This is a genomic window from Niameybacter sp. (genome assembly GCF_036655075.1).
Classification (GTDB): Bacteria; Bacillota; Clostridia; order Lachnospirales; family Cellulosilyticaceae; genus Holtiella.
Map to the genome: position 1 here is coordinate 14,852 of NZ_JAVVQU010000022.1, position 18,090 is coordinate 32,941.

At 38.9% G+C, this 18,090-nt stretch carries 16 protein-coding genes and 1 pseudogene; 13 read left to right on the forward strand and 4 right to left on the reverse strand.

Annotated elements, in window-relative coordinates:
* The 3 genes and pseudogenes from RRY75_RS07685 to RRY75_RS07695 form a co-directional block, all read left to right on the forward strand.
* Positions 1 to 196, forward strand: a pseudogene (locus tag RRY75_RS07685) (hypothetical protein); the annotation flags it as partial.
* A complete protein-coding gene (locus tag RRY75_RS07690) occupies positions 169 to 606 on the forward strand; it encodes a hypothetical protein (RefSeq protein ID WP_332527420.1) in 438 nt (145 codons plus the stop codon). The pseudogene RRY75_RS07685 and the gene RRY75_RS07690, both read left to right, overlap by 28 nt.
* A 58-nt stretch (positions 607 to 664) precedes the next feature.
* Positions 665 to 1,627 (forward strand): NAD(P)H-dependent glycerol-3-phosphate dehydrogenase, encoded by a 963-nt coding sequence (locus tag RRY75_RS07695; RefSeq protein WP_332716248.1) that lies wholly within the window; start codon positions 665 to 667, stop codon positions 1,625 to 1,627.
* 155 nt (positions 1,628 to 1,782) lie between these two features.
* Here the strand turns inward: RRY75_RS07695 and RRY75_RS07700 are convergent, their stop codons facing one another.
* Complete coding sequence (locus RRY75_RS07700; RefSeq protein ID WP_332493449.1) at positions 1,783 to 2,058, reverse strand: hypothetical protein; 276 nt, start codon at positions 2,056 to 2,058, stop codon at positions 1,783 to 1,785.
* A 515-nt stretch (positions 2,059 to 2,573) separates the two neighbouring features.
* Between RRY75_RS07700 and RRY75_RS07705 the strand changes: the two genes are divergently transcribed.
* Entirely contained in the window at positions 2,574 to 2,864 is a 291-nt protein-coding gene (locus RRY75_RS07705; RefSeq protein WP_332493450.1) for a hypothetical protein, read from the forward strand.
* A gap of 96 nt (positions 2,865 to 2,960) precedes the next feature.
* Positions 2,961 to 4,358 (forward strand): FAD-dependent oxidoreductase, encoded by a 1,398-nt coding sequence (locus RRY75_RS07710; protein WP_332528294.1) that lies wholly within the window; start codon positions 2,961 to 2,963, stop codon positions 4,356 to 4,358.
* A gap of 80 nt (positions 4,359 to 4,438) precedes the next feature.
* On the opposite strand, the gene RRY75_RS07715 is transcribed toward RRY75_RS07710, so the two are convergent.
* The 3 genes from RRY75_RS07715 to RRY75_RS07725 form a co-directional block, all read right to left on the reverse strand.
* Complete coding sequence (locus RRY75_RS07715) at positions 4,439 to 5,320, reverse strand: carbohydrate ABC transporter permease (RefSeq protein WP_332493452.1); 882 nt, start codon at positions 5,318 to 5,320, stop codon at positions 4,439 to 4,441.
* Positions 5,321 to 5,333: 13 nt separating this feature from the next.
* Positions 5,334 to 6,239 carry a carbohydrate ABC transporter permease gene (locus tag RRY75_RS07720; RefSeq protein ID WP_332493453.1) on the reverse strand — a complete coding sequence of 302 codons (906 nt, stop codon included), beginning with the start codon at positions 6,237 to 6,239 and terminating at the stop codon, positions 5,334 to 5,336.
* Between the two features lie 78 nt (positions 6,240 to 6,317).
* The gene (locus tag RRY75_RS07725) at positions 6,318 to 7,640 is read right to left on the reverse strand and encodes an ABC transporter substrate-binding protein (protein WP_332493454.1); all 1,323 of its coding nucleotides are present in this window, start codon (positions 7,638 to 7,640) and stop codon (positions 6,318 to 6,320) included.
* A 233-nt stretch (positions 7,641 to 7,873) separates the two neighbouring features.
* On the opposite strand from RRY75_RS07725, the gene RRY75_RS07730 reads away from it, so the two are divergent.
* The 8 genes from RRY75_RS07730 (at position 7,874) to RRY75_RS07765 (ending at position 18,079) form a co-directional block, all read left to right on the forward strand.
* Complete coding sequence (locus tag RRY75_RS07730) at positions 7,874 to 8,536, forward strand: HAD family hydrolase (protein ID WP_332493244.1); 663 nt, start codon at positions 7,874 to 7,876, stop codon at positions 8,534 to 8,536.
* A 348-nt stretch (positions 8,537 to 8,884) separates the two neighbouring features.
* A complete protein-coding gene (locus RRY75_RS07735; protein WP_332493245.1) occupies positions 8,885 to 9,808 on the forward strand; it encodes an aspartate carbamoyltransferase catalytic subunit in 924 nt (307 codons plus the stop codon).
* A gap of 1 nt (position 9,809) precedes the next feature.
* Positions 9,810 to 11,099 carry a dihydroorotase gene (locus tag RRY75_RS07740; protein ID WP_332493246.1) on the forward strand — a complete coding sequence of 430 codons (1,290 nt, stop codon included), beginning with the start codon at positions 9,810 to 9,812 and terminating at the stop codon, positions 11,097 to 11,099.
* Positions 11,100 to 11,212: 113 nt separating this feature from the next.
* Positions 11,213 to 12,127 carry an orotidine-5'-phosphate decarboxylase gene (pyrF, locus tag RRY75_RS07745; protein ID WP_332493247.1) on the forward strand — a complete coding sequence of 305 codons (915 nt, stop codon included), beginning with the start codon at positions 11,213 to 11,215 and terminating at the stop codon, positions 12,125 to 12,127.
* A 1-nt stretch (position 12,128) separates the two neighbouring features.
* Positions 12,129 to 13,190 (forward strand): carbamoyl phosphate synthase small subunit, encoded by a 1,062-nt coding sequence (locus tag RRY75_RS07750; RefSeq protein WP_332493248.1) that lies wholly within the window; start codon positions 12,129 to 12,131, stop codon positions 13,188 to 13,190.
* Positions 13,190 to 16,411 (forward strand): carbamoyl-phosphate synthase large subunit, encoded by a 3,222-nt coding sequence (gene carB / locus RRY75_RS07755; protein WP_332493249.1) that lies wholly within the window; start codon positions 13,190 to 13,192, stop codon positions 16,409 to 16,411. The genes RRY75_RS07750 and carB overlap by 1 nt, the downstream gene beginning before the upstream one ends.
* Positions 16,404 to 17,165 carry a dihydroorotate dehydrogenase electron transfer subunit gene (locus RRY75_RS07760; RefSeq protein ID WP_332493250.1) on the forward strand — a complete coding sequence of 254 codons (762 nt, stop codon included), beginning with the start codon at positions 16,404 to 16,406 and terminating at the stop codon, positions 17,163 to 17,165. The genes carB and RRY75_RS07760 overlap by 8 nt, the downstream gene beginning before the upstream one ends.
* Complete coding sequence (locus tag RRY75_RS07765) at positions 17,165 to 18,079, forward strand: dihydroorotate dehydrogenase (protein WP_332493251.1); 915 nt, start codon at positions 17,165 to 17,167, stop codon at positions 18,077 to 18,079. Before RRY75_RS07760 ends, RRY75_RS07765 begins: the two co-directional genes overlap by 1 nt.
* Positions 18,080 to 18,090 lie beyond the last annotated feature (11 nt).

The following is an 18,090-nucleotide window of genomic DNA, read 5'->3' on the forward strand; positions in this document are numbered from 1 at the left end:
ATTTGGGATGGGCCTTATGATTACTGTCTTTATGATAGGAATTAAAGGCATTGACCAACATCTAGGTCTTGCCGTATTTATTGGGAATGTAGGTGCTATCATAGGGAGTATGATCAGTACCAAACTCATGATGCACTACACAAAAAAACATTACGGAACGAAGGATTGGTGCTTATTATTTGTACCTTTGTACTGATTTTAACCAATGGACCATCGGCAAATGGTACCTATACAGGTGCAGCTTATGAGGGCGTAGGTATCTTGCCTATTTTAGGAGAAAAGTTAAACTTTATTTTACAACCACTCTTTGGATTCTCTTCTCCAGAGGCGATTGCAGTGCCGATTACTTCTTTAGGTGCAGCAGGTGCAGCCATTGGACTTGTACCAAACTTAGTTAGTGAAGGACTTGTCAATGTCAATGATATTGCTGTATTTACAGCAATGTGTATGTGTTGGAGTGGCTACTTAAGTACCCACACAGCCATGATGGATAGTTTGAAGTGTCGTGTCTTAACAGGGAAAGCTATTTTTGCCCATACAGTAGGTGGACTTTGTGCAGGGATTGCGGCCAACTGGATTTTTAAATTGCTTATAACTTTGCAATAAATTTATATGAGAGGGGTATAATATAACTCAATATGGAAAAGAAAGAGGAGGAATTGACATGAAAGTTTCAGTATTAGGATGTGGCAGATGGGGAACCTTCTTAGCTTGGTATGCCAATCGGATTGGACATGAAGTAACCCTTTGGGGTAGATCAGGCTCTAAGAATTTAATGGCTTTACAAGCAGAATATAAAAATGAGTATTTAGTGTTGCCAGAAACAGTAAGCCTCACTGATGATTTAGAAATGGTAGTGGCAAGTGCTCAAATCATTATAATTTCCATTAGTGCACAGCAGTTACGCAACTTCTTAAAGACACTTTCTAAGCTTCCAAACTTAGATGAGAAAATTTTTATTCTTTGTATGAAAGGGTTAGAAGCAGGGACCGGTAAACGTTTAACCCAAGTATTTAAAGAAGAGATGGGAAGTGGACGCCATGTAGGCGTGTGGTTAGGACCTGGGCATGTTCAAGACTTTACACGTGGGATTCCAAACTGTATGGTTATTGGAAGTGATGAGATTCAAGTGACCAAACAAGTTGTGAAGGCCTTTAATAGTGACTTAATTCGCTTCTACTATGGACAAGATTTAATAGGGAATGAAATTGGAGCAGCTACCAAAAATGTTATGGGAATTGCCGCAGGCATGCTAGATGGAGCAGGTTACAGTAGCTTAAAAGGTGCGCTTATGGCGAGAGGGACGAGAGAACTCTCACGTATCATCCGAGCGATGGGCGGCAATGATTTAACGATTTATGGGCTCAGTCACTTGGGTGACTATGAAGCCACTTTGTTTTCGCCTCATAGCAACAACCGCCGATTTGGTGAAGATTTAGTAAAAGGGATTCCCTTTACTAAATTAGCAGAGGGGGTAGCTACAGTAGAAGCCCTCCACCGCTTATCAGAGATTTATGACGTGGAACTCCCGATTTGTAACGCCTTATATGCGATTCTTTTTGAACATCAAGAAACGTCACAAGTGCTCGTAGACTTATTCTTAAGACCTGTCAAGTTTGAGTTCTAATAGAACATAAGAGTATTTAATCTTTTTCATACCCGGCTCTACATTACAGGTAATCATGCTTCAATTTAAAATACTATAAATAACTAAAAATTAAGAGGCTATATCCATTGATAATCAAAGGATATAGCCTTTTTGTAGGAAGGGACATATGCTTTTTAAAATATAGCTGGAGGTGTTATGCCCTCTGCAATTTGATAAGATACGTTTGCTACGATGTTAAGCATGGTATAATCATTTTCAACAGGAACAAAAAAGAGTTGGCTAGGGTCTAGTTTTCCATTAGGACCGACGACAGTTTGGCCAGGGAAAGTATTGGTTGTTCCATTATACATAAAGAGTTTAGAGTTTCCATCGCCGCCAGAGGCAATGCCTACAACGGGATAGTCATTAGCCCAGTCAGGAAGCATGTCATCAAGGGTATCGTAGACCATGCCGATTACGCCAGTATTATAAAGAACCAATTGAAAAGTAGAATCAGGATTAACCCTAGAATAATAAGGTATTTGAGCCCAGGTGATAACAAAAGCATTAGAAAATTGATTCCAGAATACCCCGCCTGATGGAGGTGCTGCAGGTGGGTAAAGGTCTATCCAGTAAGGGGCTATTCTGGGAGAGCCGTTAATCGCATCACTAAAAGATAGTGAATAATTCGTGTCTCCTGAATTAAAAGTTACATTTCCGTTAGCATTGATAAATAAATCTGTATAGTTGACGCCATAGAAGTTAAATGTGAAGCCACCTGAGAAGGGAATGTTAATAAATCCATCATCTCCTTCAGCATGAGTTTCTAATAGTATATGTAACGGGTATCATACAGGCTATGATTTTGGTGAAAATAGTCTCACAGTAAATTAGAGGGAATGGAGCACTGATTATTTTGTTAATACATATAGTATAGTGTGTACAGGGCCCAGTATAACTTTTAAAGATGGAAGGGGAAGTAAAGATGGCATATACCGTAAATCCAAGTTTGCCATTACCAATAACAGTGGCAGCGATAAATGTAACACCAGAAGTAAATGGCGCAATGACAGTTAGTTTTTTAGTAGGAACAGAAAACTGGGGGATTAATATTTTATTAAACTTAAGTTTAAGTGTTACAATTGGAGTATACACAAATAACTATAACCTTAGTCAGCTTGTTACTGCTGATGGTGGAGATAAATCATTTGCATTATTATTGCCAATCAATTCTACGATTAACAATGTTCAGTCAACCTATCTGATTGCAGCATAAGTCCAATGAAGAGATAGCATACAGAAATAGTAAGTTTCTTAAAGGAGTATTAAAAAATACTCCTTTAAGAAAAAATAAATTTAAAGAGGTGATAAGATGACAGAACCTATTATCATAGCACCCGACATGGCACTTCCTATACAGGTTCCACCCCCAACACCTATACAAAATCCAACAATGAGTGGCGGAATTGTTACACCTAGCAATCCGTTATATGCATGTAGTAGGCTGGATTTCAATAGGAAGGTTATTGAAAATCCATCTTATATTAATTTTTGTTTTAGCAACGAAGATGTTTTATCTGCCTTAAATTATGCGAGACAAACACATATGCCTTTTAGAATAAGAACGGGAAGAAATGATTATGAGGTTAATTCTAATGTAGATGCGGGATTAGTAATTGACATGAGTAAGATGCATTATATACAGTTAAATATCTATAAGCGAACAGTTAAAGTCGGTGGAGGTACCTTGGTCGGAGAAGTGTACCGTGCACTTGCAAAATGTGGCTATACTATTCCTAGTGGTACATATCGTGATGTAGGCTTAGTAAGTCTAACCAGTACCGGAGGAATAGGTTTTGCGAGTAGGTATTTAGGGCTTACATGTGATTATCTAAAAGAAGTAGAACTTATTACGGGTGAAGGTAAGATGATTGTTGCGAACACATATGAAAATCCAGACTTGTTTTGGGCTATTCGAGGAGGGCTAGGTGCTAACTTTGGAGTCATTGTAAGTATGACATATAGGATAGTGCCTGTACAAAAAGTTACGGTTTGTGAAATAGAATGGGAGTGCTGCTATAGCCATAAAGTGCTCTATGCTTGGCAATTTCTGCAAGCTCACATGGATAACAGATTTACAAGTACTGTAAAAATTATTCGAAATGAAGAAGGTAAAATGTGCTTACGCTTAGAAGGGGTATTTTGGGGAAGGAGAAATGAATTAGTTAGAGAATTATCACCATTACTCGGCTATGTTCCTGTTATGAATCAATATGTAGCCACCGTCCCTTATGAAGAAGCAATTGAAAAGATGGTTCAGGATCAACCAGGATGTTGTGCATTCAAAGGTACGAGTAGCTTTATTTATGAGCCTCTTTCTTGCGAAACGATTTGTAGGTTGATAGAGGATTTGGAGCAGAGTCCATTAGGAAGTTGGCAATCTTTGGAATTTAAAGCATTAGGCGGAAACATATCAAAAGTAGGGGCGGATGAGACAGCGTATGCCCATCGCGAAGCATTATTTTTAATAGAGATAAAATCAATATGGGCCTACGAGGGATTAGATGCAGAGGGTATACAGTGGGTCAATCATGTGAAGTATTTTCTAGATGGTTTTGGCAGAGGTGCCTATAGAGGATGTACGGATTTTAATATTGAGAATTGGGCGGAGCAATATTATGGAACGCATTATCGTAAGTTGCAGATTGTAAAAAGCCAATACGATCCTGAGAATATCTTGCATTTTCCTCAGAGTATACAGCTCATTTAGAAAAATAGGATAAATAAAGGTTAATAAAAAGTTAATAAAAAGGCTATATCCATTGAAATACAACGGATATAGCCTTTTTACTAGCCTTTGACACCACCGCCAGTAACACCGGCAATAATTTTTTCAGACAAGAAAATATACAAAATGAAAGTAGGCAAAAATACAATAATAACAGCTGCAAACATGCCAGCCCAGTCTCCTGTATACTTCATAGAACTAATCATGGAGAAGAGGCCTACAGCAACAGGTCTTAAAGAGTCTGAGTTAGCAAAGATAAGTGAGATGAAGTATTCATTCCAAATGTTGATGAAGTTGAAGATGGTTACGGTGATAATGCCTGGTTGGGCCATAGGAAGCATAATCTTCCAGAAGGTCTTCATAGGTGAGCAACCATCAATAGCAGCAGCTTCTTCGAAGGAGTGAGAAATATTACTGAAGAAGGTGAGTAGGAAGATGGTCGTATACGGTACGTTAATCCCAATGTAGAGGAAAATCAAAACAGCACGATTGGCCAAGACATTGTTTAAAATATCCATACGTGCAATGAGGGTGAAAAGTGGTAAAATAATCATGATTGCAGGTACACCCATAGCAGAAACTAAGCTAGTTTGGATAAATTTGTTTGAAATAAATTCAAAGCGTGAAAGAACGTAAGCCGCAGGTGCACAAATCATGACAAGAACGGTGCAAGAAATGGCAGCATAGATCAATGAGTTGCAAAAGAATACGGATACGTTAGCAGTTGTCCATGCTTTGACATAGTTTTCAAAGTGAAGCCCAGTAGGAAAGCGTAGGGCGTTACCAGCAAAAATATCTTTGGTTGTTGAAAAACTTGCGGCTAAGACCCAACCTAAAAGTACAAATGTGAAGAGAATCCAAATGGTAAGAATGATGTAGCCCGGTGCTAACCGGAGTTCTTTTTTCCAATTTACTTTGTCTTGATATGTTTTAGTACGTGCCATGTAATCTCCTCCTTTAGAATTCGAAATCATCTTTTTTGATTAACTTGTTGGTGAGAAGGAAGATGGAAACAACACATACACATAAGACAACCCCCACCGTTGCGCCTAGACCGGCGTTACGTTCAGTAACTGTATTTCCAGCGCCAAACACTTGCATGTACATATAGACCATAGGTGTAATGGTTTGGGTATCTGCTGTAACAGTTGAAAACAGTTGAGACCATACGAAGAAAGCAACAGAAGTCACAGACCACATGGTAATATTCGTTTTAATGACACCTTTTAAAAGGGGCAAAGTAATGTGAAGAAACTGATTCACTTTATTTGCACCATCAATGGTTGCTGCTTCATAGTATTCATCACCAATACGTTCAATACCACTTGTGAAGATGAGCATATGATAGCCTACCATACCAAAGCAGTAGGCAATAAGAAGGGCTGCAAACTTATACTCGCTAGACGTCCACTGGATGGCGGCTAAGCTATCTAAACCGAGTGTAGAGAAAACAGATTTTAAAAGACCAAATTTAGGGCTATAGACATATTGTAGCCACATTGTAGCAAGAGCTACAGCACTTACAACGTTAGGTAAATAGATGACAGCTCGGAAGAAGCTCTTGAAACGAATGCCGCTTGTCAAAATAACGGCAAAGAGCAGTGAAAGGGCCATAACGGCAATGCCACCAAAAAGCCAAATGCGGAATAGGTTCCACATAGAGGTTCTAAATAATCCTGTGTTAAGTAGTTCGATATAGTTGTTAAATCCTACAAAGTGCCAGCTACTTATGGCATCTGTAACGCCTTCGATTTTGAAGAAACTCATTAAAATGGTACGGCATATAGGGTAAAGATAAATAAGTACAAACATGATGACAACAGGTGCTAAAAAAGCAATGATCATAGGCTTATTTTTTTTCATGTACGCTCCCCCTTTTTATAATCAATAAGGGGTGAGGCATTTTGGCAATCCCTCACCCCTTGTTGTTTAATGTTTTAATTAGTTACTTGCTTTTTCCATAGCGTCTACAAATTGTTCAGCTGTTAATTGACCACCGCATAATTTTAAGAAGTTTTCTTTGATAATAGGTGTCATGTTGCTATTTGCTTCAATACCAGCAGCCCATGTGTAGCGTGTTGTTAAGCTATCAAGAACAGGTTTAACATCTGAAAGAAGTGTTGGCCATTCTGTATTAGATGTATCAGCTGGGATACCTGTAGAATTCTTAGAAAGTTCAGCGTCAAATTGACCTTTTGTAATGTAAGTGATTAAATCAAAAGCTTCTTGTGGCACTTTTGAACCTTTATTCACAGCGAATACTTGAGCACCAAAGTTGGCAGCTTCCACACCTGTTTTGCCATTTGGAACAGCTGGGTAGCTAAAACAGCCCCATCTAAAGTCTGGACCTGTTGCACCAAGCACTTCATTTGGTAACCAAGAACCGTTTAAGTACATAGCTGCTTCACCTAAAGCAAGTTCTGTATTTTGACCAGCAGGCCATACGTTAGAAGCAATGTATTCTGAGAAGTAACCTTTTGAAGCAAGGTCAGCATAGGCTTTAGCTGTTTCAAGTACAGCAGGTTCTTCAGCCCAAAGGCCTTCATTTACAATTTGAATAACACGTTCTTCGCCTACTGTACGTGCTAAATGGTAGCCTGCCATAGCGGTGATGTAGGCGTCATCACAAGTAATAGGTGTAATACCCGCAGCTTTAAGGGATTCACAAGTTGCAAGGAATTCATCCCAAGTTTTAGGTACATCTGTAATACCTGCTTGGTCGAATAAATCTTTGTTATAGAAGAAAGCAAAGATGTTTGGTTGATAAGGAATAGATTTTAATGTGCCACCACCGACTTCACGACAGGCACTAATTAAACCAGATACAGCTGTATCTTCATAGTTAGAAGCTGTAGCATAAGATTCAAGGTCTAATAAATATTTGCCCCAAGTGGTGTTTACACGATCGATATCTTCATCAAATAAGTCAATCGTGGTTCCTGCATCAAGAGCAGCTTGTAAACCTTCACGGATACCTGTACGTCCTTTGAATTGAACATCTACAATGTTGCCTGTATCTTTTTGGTATTGGTCAATGGCAGCTTGGATAGACTGACCTTGAGCTTCTGTAGATTCCCACATAGACCAATAAACGATTTTTTTGCCACCTTCAGGTGTTTCGGCTGGAGCAGGCTCTTCTTTTTGTGTTGTACTAGGTGCTGGTGCATCGGGTGTTGCGGGTGTAGCAGGAGCGCTTGAGCAACCGGTAAATACACTGGCAGCAAGAGACATGCACATTAATGTACCAATAAGTTTTTTCTTCATAATAAATCCCCCTAAATTAATATAGATTTGTATAAAGATTGTACATAAAGCTCTAAAAAATAATAGATATACATATTATTTTAAGCAAAAACAACTAAAATAGAATGCACAATATTTACAGATTTTTATAAATAATTTACATTAAGTTAAAAAATAACAAAAATCTACGATATAAAATGTTATAATGGACATGAGCTATCGTAATTTCATACAGACAGAAGGAGGAACTCAAAGTGGTTCAAACAAAAATGGTAGTGTTTGATTTAGATGGGACACTAGTAGACACATTAAGAGATTTAGCAGTCAGTACAAACGTTGCGCTTAAAGAGCAAGGTTATAAAGAGCATAATGTAGAAGCTTATAAATATTTTGTAGGCAATGGAGTGTATAAGCTCATTGAACGTGCATTGCCTGAAGAAGCTAGAAATAAGGCACAAATTCAAAGCACAAAGGAAAAGTTTATTAACTATTATGATAGCCATTTAACAGACTATACACATCCATATGAGGGGATTATAGAGTTGTTACAGAGGTTGCATGCATTAGGTATACAGATGGCTGTTGTAACAAACAAACCACATGCTCAAGCCTTGCGTGTTGCACAAGCATGCTTTGAAGGCAACTTGTTTGTACAAGTAGAGGGGCAACAAGAAGGGCGTGCGCATAAACCTGATCCAGCAGTACTAAAAGCGCTAATGGCTGCATACAATGTGAAGGATGAGGAAGTAGTATATGTTGGAGACTCAGATGTAGATATGCAAACAGCCTATAATGCAGGTGTTTTAGGGATAGGTGTTGCTTGGGGATTTAGAGGAGAAGCAGAGCTTAAAGCACATGGTGCCCATGCTGTGATCCATGAGCCACTACAGCTCCTTCAACATATTACGACAAAATAGCATTGACACATGAAACGCTATATGGTAGTATAGGTAGCAGTAAATAAACACAATCAAATAAAATTTAATATGCCTTTAAGCTTGATCCTGTGAGATCAAAAAGGAAAATGATGAGAAAACAAATTAACCAGCATAGTATAAACCCGCTAGATTTAGTATAGAAAAATTCTAGCCAATTTAATAATAGAATGAAGCAAAAGGATTAGATGAAGACTTAATTTAACGAGATTTTATTAGGTAGTATAGAGTCTGGTTTCGGTTATAATTTTGTGAAGCTTAAAGGCAATGAAAAGACTGTGGTCTTTTTATTGCCTTTTTTGTTTTTTTAAGACCAAAGGAGGATACAATATGTTAAAAAGTAAAGATTTGCTTGGAATCCGTGATTTAGAAGTAAGTGAAATTATGAGTATCTTAGAACTTGCACGTGACATGAAGACGAAAATTATAGACAGTACTTTAAGAGAAGAGACTTTAAAAGGTCGTAGCATGATTACCTTATTCTACGAAAACAGTACAAGAACAAAAGTATCCTTTAATATGGCAGGCCTTTACCAAGGTGCTATGGTAACAGACCTTGGCGTGGCAACAAGTAGTGTGCAAAAAGGAGAGACACTAGTAGATACAGGCATTACCTTAGACCAAATGGGCATTGACTTTATGGTGATGCGTCATAGCCTAAGTGGAGCAAGTCATCTCCTTGCAAAAAATGTAAAGGCTTCAGTGATTAATGCAGGCGATGGAGCTAACGAGCATCCAACACAAGCACTTTTAGACTTATACACAATGCTTGATAAAAAAGGAAGCTTTAAGGATTTAAATGTAACGATTGTTGGAGACATCGCACATAGCCGTGTTGCAAGATCTAACGTGTTTGGACTTAAGAAGCTTGGGGCAAACGTTACACTTGCAGGTTGTGGAACCCTTGCTTCAGGTACAATGGAAGCACTTGGTGCGACTGTGACACACGATATTCGTGGAGCTGTAAAAGGCGCTGATGTGGTGATGGGACTTCGTATCCAAATGGAAAGACAAAAAGGTGGGCTTTTCCCTAACATTCGTGAGTACAGCCAAATTTATGGCTTAGATGAAGAGATGTTTAGCTACGCACAGTCTGATGCTATCTTGATGCATCCAGCTCCAGTTAACCGCGGTGTAGAATTGATGCCAGAGTTACTAGATAGCAATGTAAGCGTGATTGATGAACAAGTACAAAATGGTGTAGCCGTACGTATGGCTATCCTTGCTTTATTAAATGAAAGGAGAGGAAGATAAGATGAAAAAGGTTGTTAGAGGTGGGTTAGTCGTTAACCCAAGTACAAAACAAGAAGAAATAACAGATCTCTTAATAGAAGATGGCGTGATTATAGCCATTGGTGAAGTGGATGCAAACCTTTTAGAAGATGCCGATACACAAGTAATAGAGGCTGCAGGGAAACTGGTTGTACCAGGTCTTATCGATCTTCATGTCCACTTAAGAGAGCCAGGGTTTGAACATAAAGAAACTATTGAATCAGGATGCCAAGCTGCTGCACGAGGTGGTGTAACTACTATGTGTTGTATGCCAAACACAAATCCAGTAATAGACAACGAATGCGTTGTAGAATATATCAACACCATGACAAGGCGTGCAAATGGTGTGAAAGTCCTTCCAGTAGGGTCTATCACTAAAGGCTTAGAAGGGGAAAGCTTATCTAACATTGGTAAGATGAGAGAGCATGGCATTTGTGCCATTAGTGAAGATGGCAAGACAGTGGCAGATGCAGGACTTATGAAAAAAGGGATGAGCTATGCGAAACCCTTTAAGATTCCAATCTTCTCACATACAGAAGACCGCGCCTTATCAGGTGGAGCAATGAATGCAGGGGTTAACGCTCAACGCTTTGGAATCAAAGGGATTGGAAGTGACTCTGAAGAAGTGATTGTAGCCCGTGATATCATCTTAGCACGTACAACAGGTGCACATTTGCACCTTTCACATATGAGTACAAAAGGTAGTGCAGACCTTATTGAAATGGGTAAAAAAGTATGGGGTATGACAAACCTTACAGCAGAAACAGCACCTCATTACTTCATCTTAGATGACAGCATTGTAGGTGACTATGATAGTAATAAGAAAATGAGCCCTCCACTTCGTACAAGTGAAGATGTAGAAGCTATGAAAAGTGCACTTAAATCAGGTGTCATTGACGTGATTGCAACAGATCATGCACCACACCACTATGATGAGAAAAATGTAGAGTTTGAGAAAGCACCATTTGGAATTGTAGGACTTGAAACAAGCTTTGCACTCAGCTATACACATCTTGTAAGAGCAGGGGTACTCACAATACTTGAACTCATGGAAAAAATGAGCTATAACCCAGCTAAAATTATCAATAGTCCTGCAGGCCGCTTAGAAGTAGGTGCACCAGCCGACATAACGATTATCGAGGTAGACACACCATACATCATTGATTCTAAGAACTTTGTTTCAAAAGGAAAGAATACGCCATTTAATGGCATGGAAGTATACGGTGAGGTTCAAATGACTTTAGTAGAAGGTCAAATCGTTTACCAAAAATAACTCAAATAAGAGTCTAATAAATATTAAAATAGGTGAACAAAAACTCGTGAGCTGTAAAAATATAGTATAATAAAGTAGAAAAGAAATTTCACGTATATAAAAGGAGATAAACCATGATCGATAGATTACTTACCAAAATCAAAACTGTAGAAAACCCAACTGTAGTAGGCCTCGACCCAACTTATAGCATGATCCCAAACTTTATTAAACAAGAAATGTTAGAACGTTTTGGTAGAACACCAAAAGCAGTAGCTGAGATGTTTATCAAATTTAACAAAATGATTATTGATGAAGTGTATGACCTCATTCCATCTGTAAAACCTCAAATTGCTATGTATGAGCAATATGGTTTAGAAGGACTTCGCGCCTATATGGAAACTTGTGAATATGCAAGAAAAAAAGGGTTAATTGTTATTGGGGATATTAAAAGAGGTGACATTGCTTCAACAGCGGCAGCATATGCGGGTCACATTGCAGGGGTAGAAGTAGAGGGCGAGTTCTTTGATTTATGGCAAGAAGATGCGGTAACACTTAATCCTTACATGGGATATGATGGCATCGAACCATTTATCGAAGCGTGTAATAAAAACGATCGTGGGTTATTCATTCTTGTTAAAACAAGCAATCCAAGCAGTAGCGAGATTCAAGATTTATTAGTAGATGGCACACCAATCTATGATAAGACAGCAGACCTTGTAAGTAAATGGGGCGAGCTTTCTATGGGTGAGATGGGCTACAGCCGAGTAGGTGCAGTAGTTGGTGCAACACATAAAGAACAGGGTGCAGAGCTTAGAGCACGTATGCCACATACATTCTTCTTAGTACCAGGTTATGGTGTACAAGGTGGAACTGCCGAGAACCTTAAAGGTTTCTTTGACAAAGATGGTTTAGGATGCATTATCAACTCTTCAAGAGGGATTATTGCAGCTTACAAAAACGATAAAGAAGTAAGTGAAGAAGACTTTGCAAAAGCTTCAAGAAAAGCTGTTATTGCAATGAAAAACGATTTACAAGGAGTGATGGGTTAATATGAAAGCACAATTAATACTAGAAAATGGAATGGTATTTGAGGGTAAAGCCTTCGGATACCTTAAAGAGACAATCGGGGAAGTTGTTTTTAATACAGGGATGACTGGATACCAAGAAATCCTTACAGACCCATCTTACTACGGACAAATGGTTGTCATGACCTACCCACTTATCGGGAACTACGGGGTTAACCTTGAAGATATGGAATCAAGTAAAGCACATGTACGTGCTTTCATTGTAAGAGAAAAATGTGACTACCCAAATAACTTTAGATGTGAGCTTACATTAGATGGTTATTTAAAAGCACAAAAAATTATTGGACTTGAAGGCATTGATACAAGAGCACTTACAAAAGTACTTAGAAATCATGGAACAATGCGTGCCATTATTGCAGTAAGAGAACTTACACCAAGTCAAGTGAAGCTTAAAATTGATAGCTTCAACAACCAAAACGCAGTACCAGAAGTAACAACAAAAGAAGTGTACACTGTACCAGGTGAAGGCCAACATGTCGCAATGATTGACTGTGGAATGAAACAAAACATTGTACGTTCATTCAATGAAAGAGGTTGTAAGCTTACAGTATTCCCATATAATGCAACAGCAGCAGAAGTCCTTGCAGTAAATCCAGATGGTGTGTTCTTATCAAATGGACCTGCCGATCCAAAAGATGTGCCTACAGTAGTCAACATGATTAAAGAAATAGTAGGCAAAAAACCAATTACAGCAATCTGTCTTGGACACCAACTTTTATCTCTCGCACTTGGCGGAGATACATCAAAACTTAAATTTGGACATCATGGTTGTAACCACCCAGTTAAAGACCATGTGTCAAACCGTGTGTATATCACATCACAAAACCATAACTACTATGTAAGCACACTTCCAGAAGGTGCAGCAGTTACACATACAAACTTAAATGACAATACAGTAGAAGGTATGTACTTCAAAGACCTTGACATTTACAGCGTTCAATTCCATCCTGAAGCATGTCCAGGACCAACAGATACAGCACACATCTTCGACGAATTTATTAAGGTAATGCAAGGAGGAAAACTATAATGCCAAGAGACTTAAGTATAAAAAAAGTATTAGTAATCGGATCAGGACCAATCGTAATCGGACAAGCAGCGGAGTTTGACTATTCAGGAACACAAGCTTGTCAAGCAATACGTGAAGAAGGTATTGAAGTTGTCCTTGTAAACTCTAACCCAGCAACAATCATGACAGATAGAGAAATTGCAGATAAAATTTACATTGAGCCATTAAATGTAGAAATGCTTGAAAAAATCATAGCAAAAGAAAGACCAGATAGTCTTCTTGCAGGTGTAGGTGGACAAACAGGCCTTAACCTTGCAGTAGAGCTTCATGACAAAGGGATTTTAGACAAATATAATGTACGTGTAATCGGTACACAAATCTCTGCTATTAAAGAAGGGGAAGACCGTGAGCTCTTTAGAGACTTAATGGATCGTATCAACCAACCAGTTATTGAAAGTGAAATTGTAGAAACAGTAAATGACGCTGTAACTTTTGCTAGAAAAATCGGCTACCCAGTTGTTGTAAGACCAGCTTACACACTTGGTGGTACGGGTGGTGGTATTGCAGAAACAGAAAGCGAACTTCGTGAAATCGCAGCAAGTGGGATTCACTTATCACGCGTAAGCCAAGTGCTTATTGAAAAATGTATCAAAGGCTGGAAAGAGATTGAGTATGAAGTAATGCGTGACCAATATGGCACAGTTATTACAGTATGTAACATGGAAAACATTGACCCAGTTGGAATCCATACAGGCGATAGTATTGTTGTTGCACCATCTCAAACACTTTCAGATAGAGAGTACCAAATGCTTCGTCGTGCATCTCTTGACATTATCTCTGCATGTGATATCCGTGGGGGTTGTAACGTACAAATTGCTCTTCACCCAGATAGCTTTGAATATGCGATCATCGAGATCAACCCTCGTGTAAGCCGTTCATCAGCACTTGCTTCAAAAGCAACAGGCTACCCAATTGCAAGAGTATCAGCAAAAATTGCATTAGGCTACGGCTTAGATGAAATTAAAAATGCTGTAACAGGTAAAACATACGCATGTTTCGAGCCAACACTTGACTACTGTGTTGTTAAGATTCCAAAATGGCCATTCGACAAGTTCTACACAGCAAAACGTACACTTGGTACAAAAATGATGGCTACAGGTGAAATAATGGCAATCGGAAATAACTTTGAAAGTGCTTTCCTTAAGGGCCTTCGTTCACTTGAAATCGGTCAATTCAGCTTTGAACATAAAAAGCTTGAAGCCTGCACATTAGATGAGCTTAAAGAAAGAGTTATTACAGCAGATGATGAAAGAATCTTTGCGCTTGCAGCTATGCTCCGTATGCACTACAGAGAAGAACAAGTATGTAAAATCACAGGGATGGACATTTTCTTTGTAAAACGCTTCAAATGGATTGTAGAACAAGAAGAAAAGCTTAAAGAAATGGAATACGACGAGCTTACACCAAAATACCTTCGTAAACTCAAACGTCGTGGATTTGCAGATAAAGCTATTGCAGAATGTATCGGCGTAACAGAAGATGACATTCGTGAACTTCGCATCAAATGGAACATCATGCCAGTTTACAAAATGGTAGATACTTGTGGCGGAGAGTTTGAAGCAGAGTCTCCATACTACTACTCAACATATGATGAAATCGATGAAGTGGTTGTATCTGACCGCGAAAAAGTAATCGTTATGGGTTCAGGCCCAATCCGTATCGGTCAAGGGATTGAGTTTGACTACTGTTCAGTACATGCTGTTCAATCACTTAAAAAACGTGGTATTGAAACGATTATCGTTAACAACAACCCAGAAACAGTAAGTACAGACTTCAACACATCAGACAAACTTTACTTCGAACCTCTTACAGATGAAGATGCTTACCACATCATCATGAAAGAAAAACCACTTGGTGTTATCCTTCAATTCGGTGGTCAAACAGCGATTAAACTTGCTAAGTTCTGTGACAAAATGGGTATTCCAGTACTTGGTACACAACCTAAACAAGTAGATGCTGCAGAAGACCGTGAGAAGTTTGATGAAGTCCTTGAAAAGCTTCAAATCAAACGTCCAAAAGGTAAGGCGATTTGGTCAGTAGAAGAAGGTTTACAAATTGCAAGAGAACTTGAATATCCAGTACTTGTACGTCCTTCATATGTACTTGGTGGTCAAGGAATGGAAATCACTTACGAAGAAGAGCAACTTTCAAGATACCTTGTAAATGCCTTTGACCGTGATCCAGAAAACCCAGTACTTATCGATAGATACTTAATGGGACGTGAAATTGAAGTAGATGCCATCTGTGATGGAGAGAACATCTTAATTCCAGGAATTATGGAGCATTTAGAAAGAGCAGGTATCCACTCAGGAGATAGTACAACACTTTATCCAAGTGTCAATATCTGTGAGGATATCAAAGAAAAAATCATTACATGTACACGTATGCTTGCAAAAGAACTTCAAGTACTTGGTATGATCAACATTCAGTATATTGAATACAAAAATGACCTTTACATCATCGAAGTTAATCCTCGTTCAAGTCGTACAGTACCATATATCTCAAAAGTTACAGGTGTACCAATTATCGATCTTGCAACACGTTGTATGCTTGGGGATAAATTGTCAGATTTAGGATATGGCACAGGCCTTTATCCAGAACCAGAAAACTTCTTTGCAGTTAAAGTACCAGTATTCTCAACAGAAAAACTTCCAAGAGTAGAAGTAAGCCTTGGACCAGAAATGAAATCAACAGGTGAAGTACTTGGGATTGGTAGTACAATCGAAGAAGCGCTTTACAAAGGATTCATTGCAGCTGGTAAAAAACTTCCAAACAAAAAGGGCACAATTTTTGCAACGATTCAAAAATATGACCAAGATGAATTTATTGAAATTGCAAAATGCTTCAATGAACTTGGCTATAAGTTTATTGCAACAGAAGGTACAGCTAAGAAGTTAAGAGAAAATGGTATGGATGTACGTGAAGTTGGTAAGCTTTCAGAAGGTAGTGAAGAGATTGTAGATCTTATCAGAAGTGGTGAAGTTGACTTACTTGTCAACACACCAACAAAAGGAAATGACTCTACACGTGACGGATTCAAAATCAGACGTCATGCCATCGAATCTTCACTTCAAATTGTCACTTCACTCGACACACTTCGTGCTATGGCAGAAATCGCAGCAAGAGATTTAACAATAGCTGACACATCTATCTTTAACATGGGAGATAAAAGAGATGAGTAAAAAAGTAGTCTTAGGAAGGATCCTGTCTAACGAGAAAATTGAAAAAGATGTTTACAAAATGGTCGTCAGGCAAGAGGAAGCTGCACGCTCTGCAGCTCCTGGCCAATTTGTTAACCTTTATACAAAATCACAAAGTATGCTTCTTCCTCGCCCAATCAGTATTTGTGAAATCGGTGAAGACACCCTTACACTTGTATATGGTGTAGTAGGGAAAGGCACACTTGAATTTTCAAGCTATGTAGCAGGCGATGACATTAAACTTACAACTGCACTTGGAAATGGCTATACACCAGCAGAAGCCAACATTCATGTACTAGTGGGTGGCGGAATCGGTGTACCACCTCTTGTAGAACTTGCAAAACACGTACAAGGTGAGAAAATTGCAGTCATCGGCTTTAGAGAAGCACCATTTTTAGTAGATCGTTTAGAAGAACTTGGTGTGAAAGTCTATGTGGCAACAGACAGTGGTGCATATGGTTTCAAAGGAAATGTAGTAGAACTTATGGAAGCTTACGGCATCCTTGGAGATTACTACTACAGCTGTGGACCAAAGCCAATGCTTAGAGCACTTGCTAGTTGGTGTGAAAGTAAAGGCAAACCTGTACAAGTTTCTTTAGAGGAACGTATGGGATGTGGCTACGGTGCTTGTGTAGGCTGTGTATGTAAAACAAAAGCAGCTAATGAAGTAGGGTATGAACAAAAGAAAGTTTGTAAAGATGGCCCTGTCTTTTTAGGAAGCGAGGTGGCATGGTAATGAGTAAGTTAGATTTAAGTGTAAACATTGGTGGGGGACTTATATTAGATAACCCGATTACAACAGCATCAGGTACTTTTTCACCTCGTGAGAGCGGTGAGTTCTACGATTTAAGTGAACTCGGTGCTATGATTACAAAAGGGATTGCTAATATACCTTGGGAGGGGAATCCAACACCACGTATTGCAGAAACATATGGTGGGATGATTAATGCAGTAGGCCTTCAAAATCCAGGTGTGGATTACTTCATCGAACATGAATTGCCATATGCTAAGCAATTTGGTGCAAAAGTCATTGCTAACGTAGCAGGACGTAGTATTGAAGATTACTGCGAAGTGGTAGAAAAATTAAGTGAAACAAATGTAGACGCATTAGAGGTCAACATCTCTTGTCCAAACGTGAAAAAAGGTGGCATTGGTTTTGGTGTACAATGTGGCTTAGCAGGAAGTGTTGTAAGAGAAGTAAAACGTGTTTCTAAGAAACCAATCATTATCAAACTTTCTCCAAATGTAACAGACATTACAGAGATTGCCAAGGCAGTAGAAGCAGAAGGGGCAGATGCCATTTCTCTTATCAATACATTACTTGGCATGAAAATAGATGTACATCGTATGCGTCCAGTAGTAGCTAACAAAATGGGTGGCTTCTCAGGACCTGCGATCAAGCCAGTAGCTGTACGCATGGTTTATCAAGTTAGACGTGCAGTTAACGTACCAATCATTGGACTTGGTGGGATTATGACAGGCGAAGATGTAGCAGAATTCATCTTAGCTGGAGCAGATGCCGTTTCTATTGGAACAGCAGCTCTTATTAACCCAACAGCACCAGTAGATATCAAAAATGAATTCATAGCTTATATGAATCAATACGGCTTTAAAAACTTAGCAGAGTTACGTGCAGCGTTACAAGAATAAGTATTCAGTAA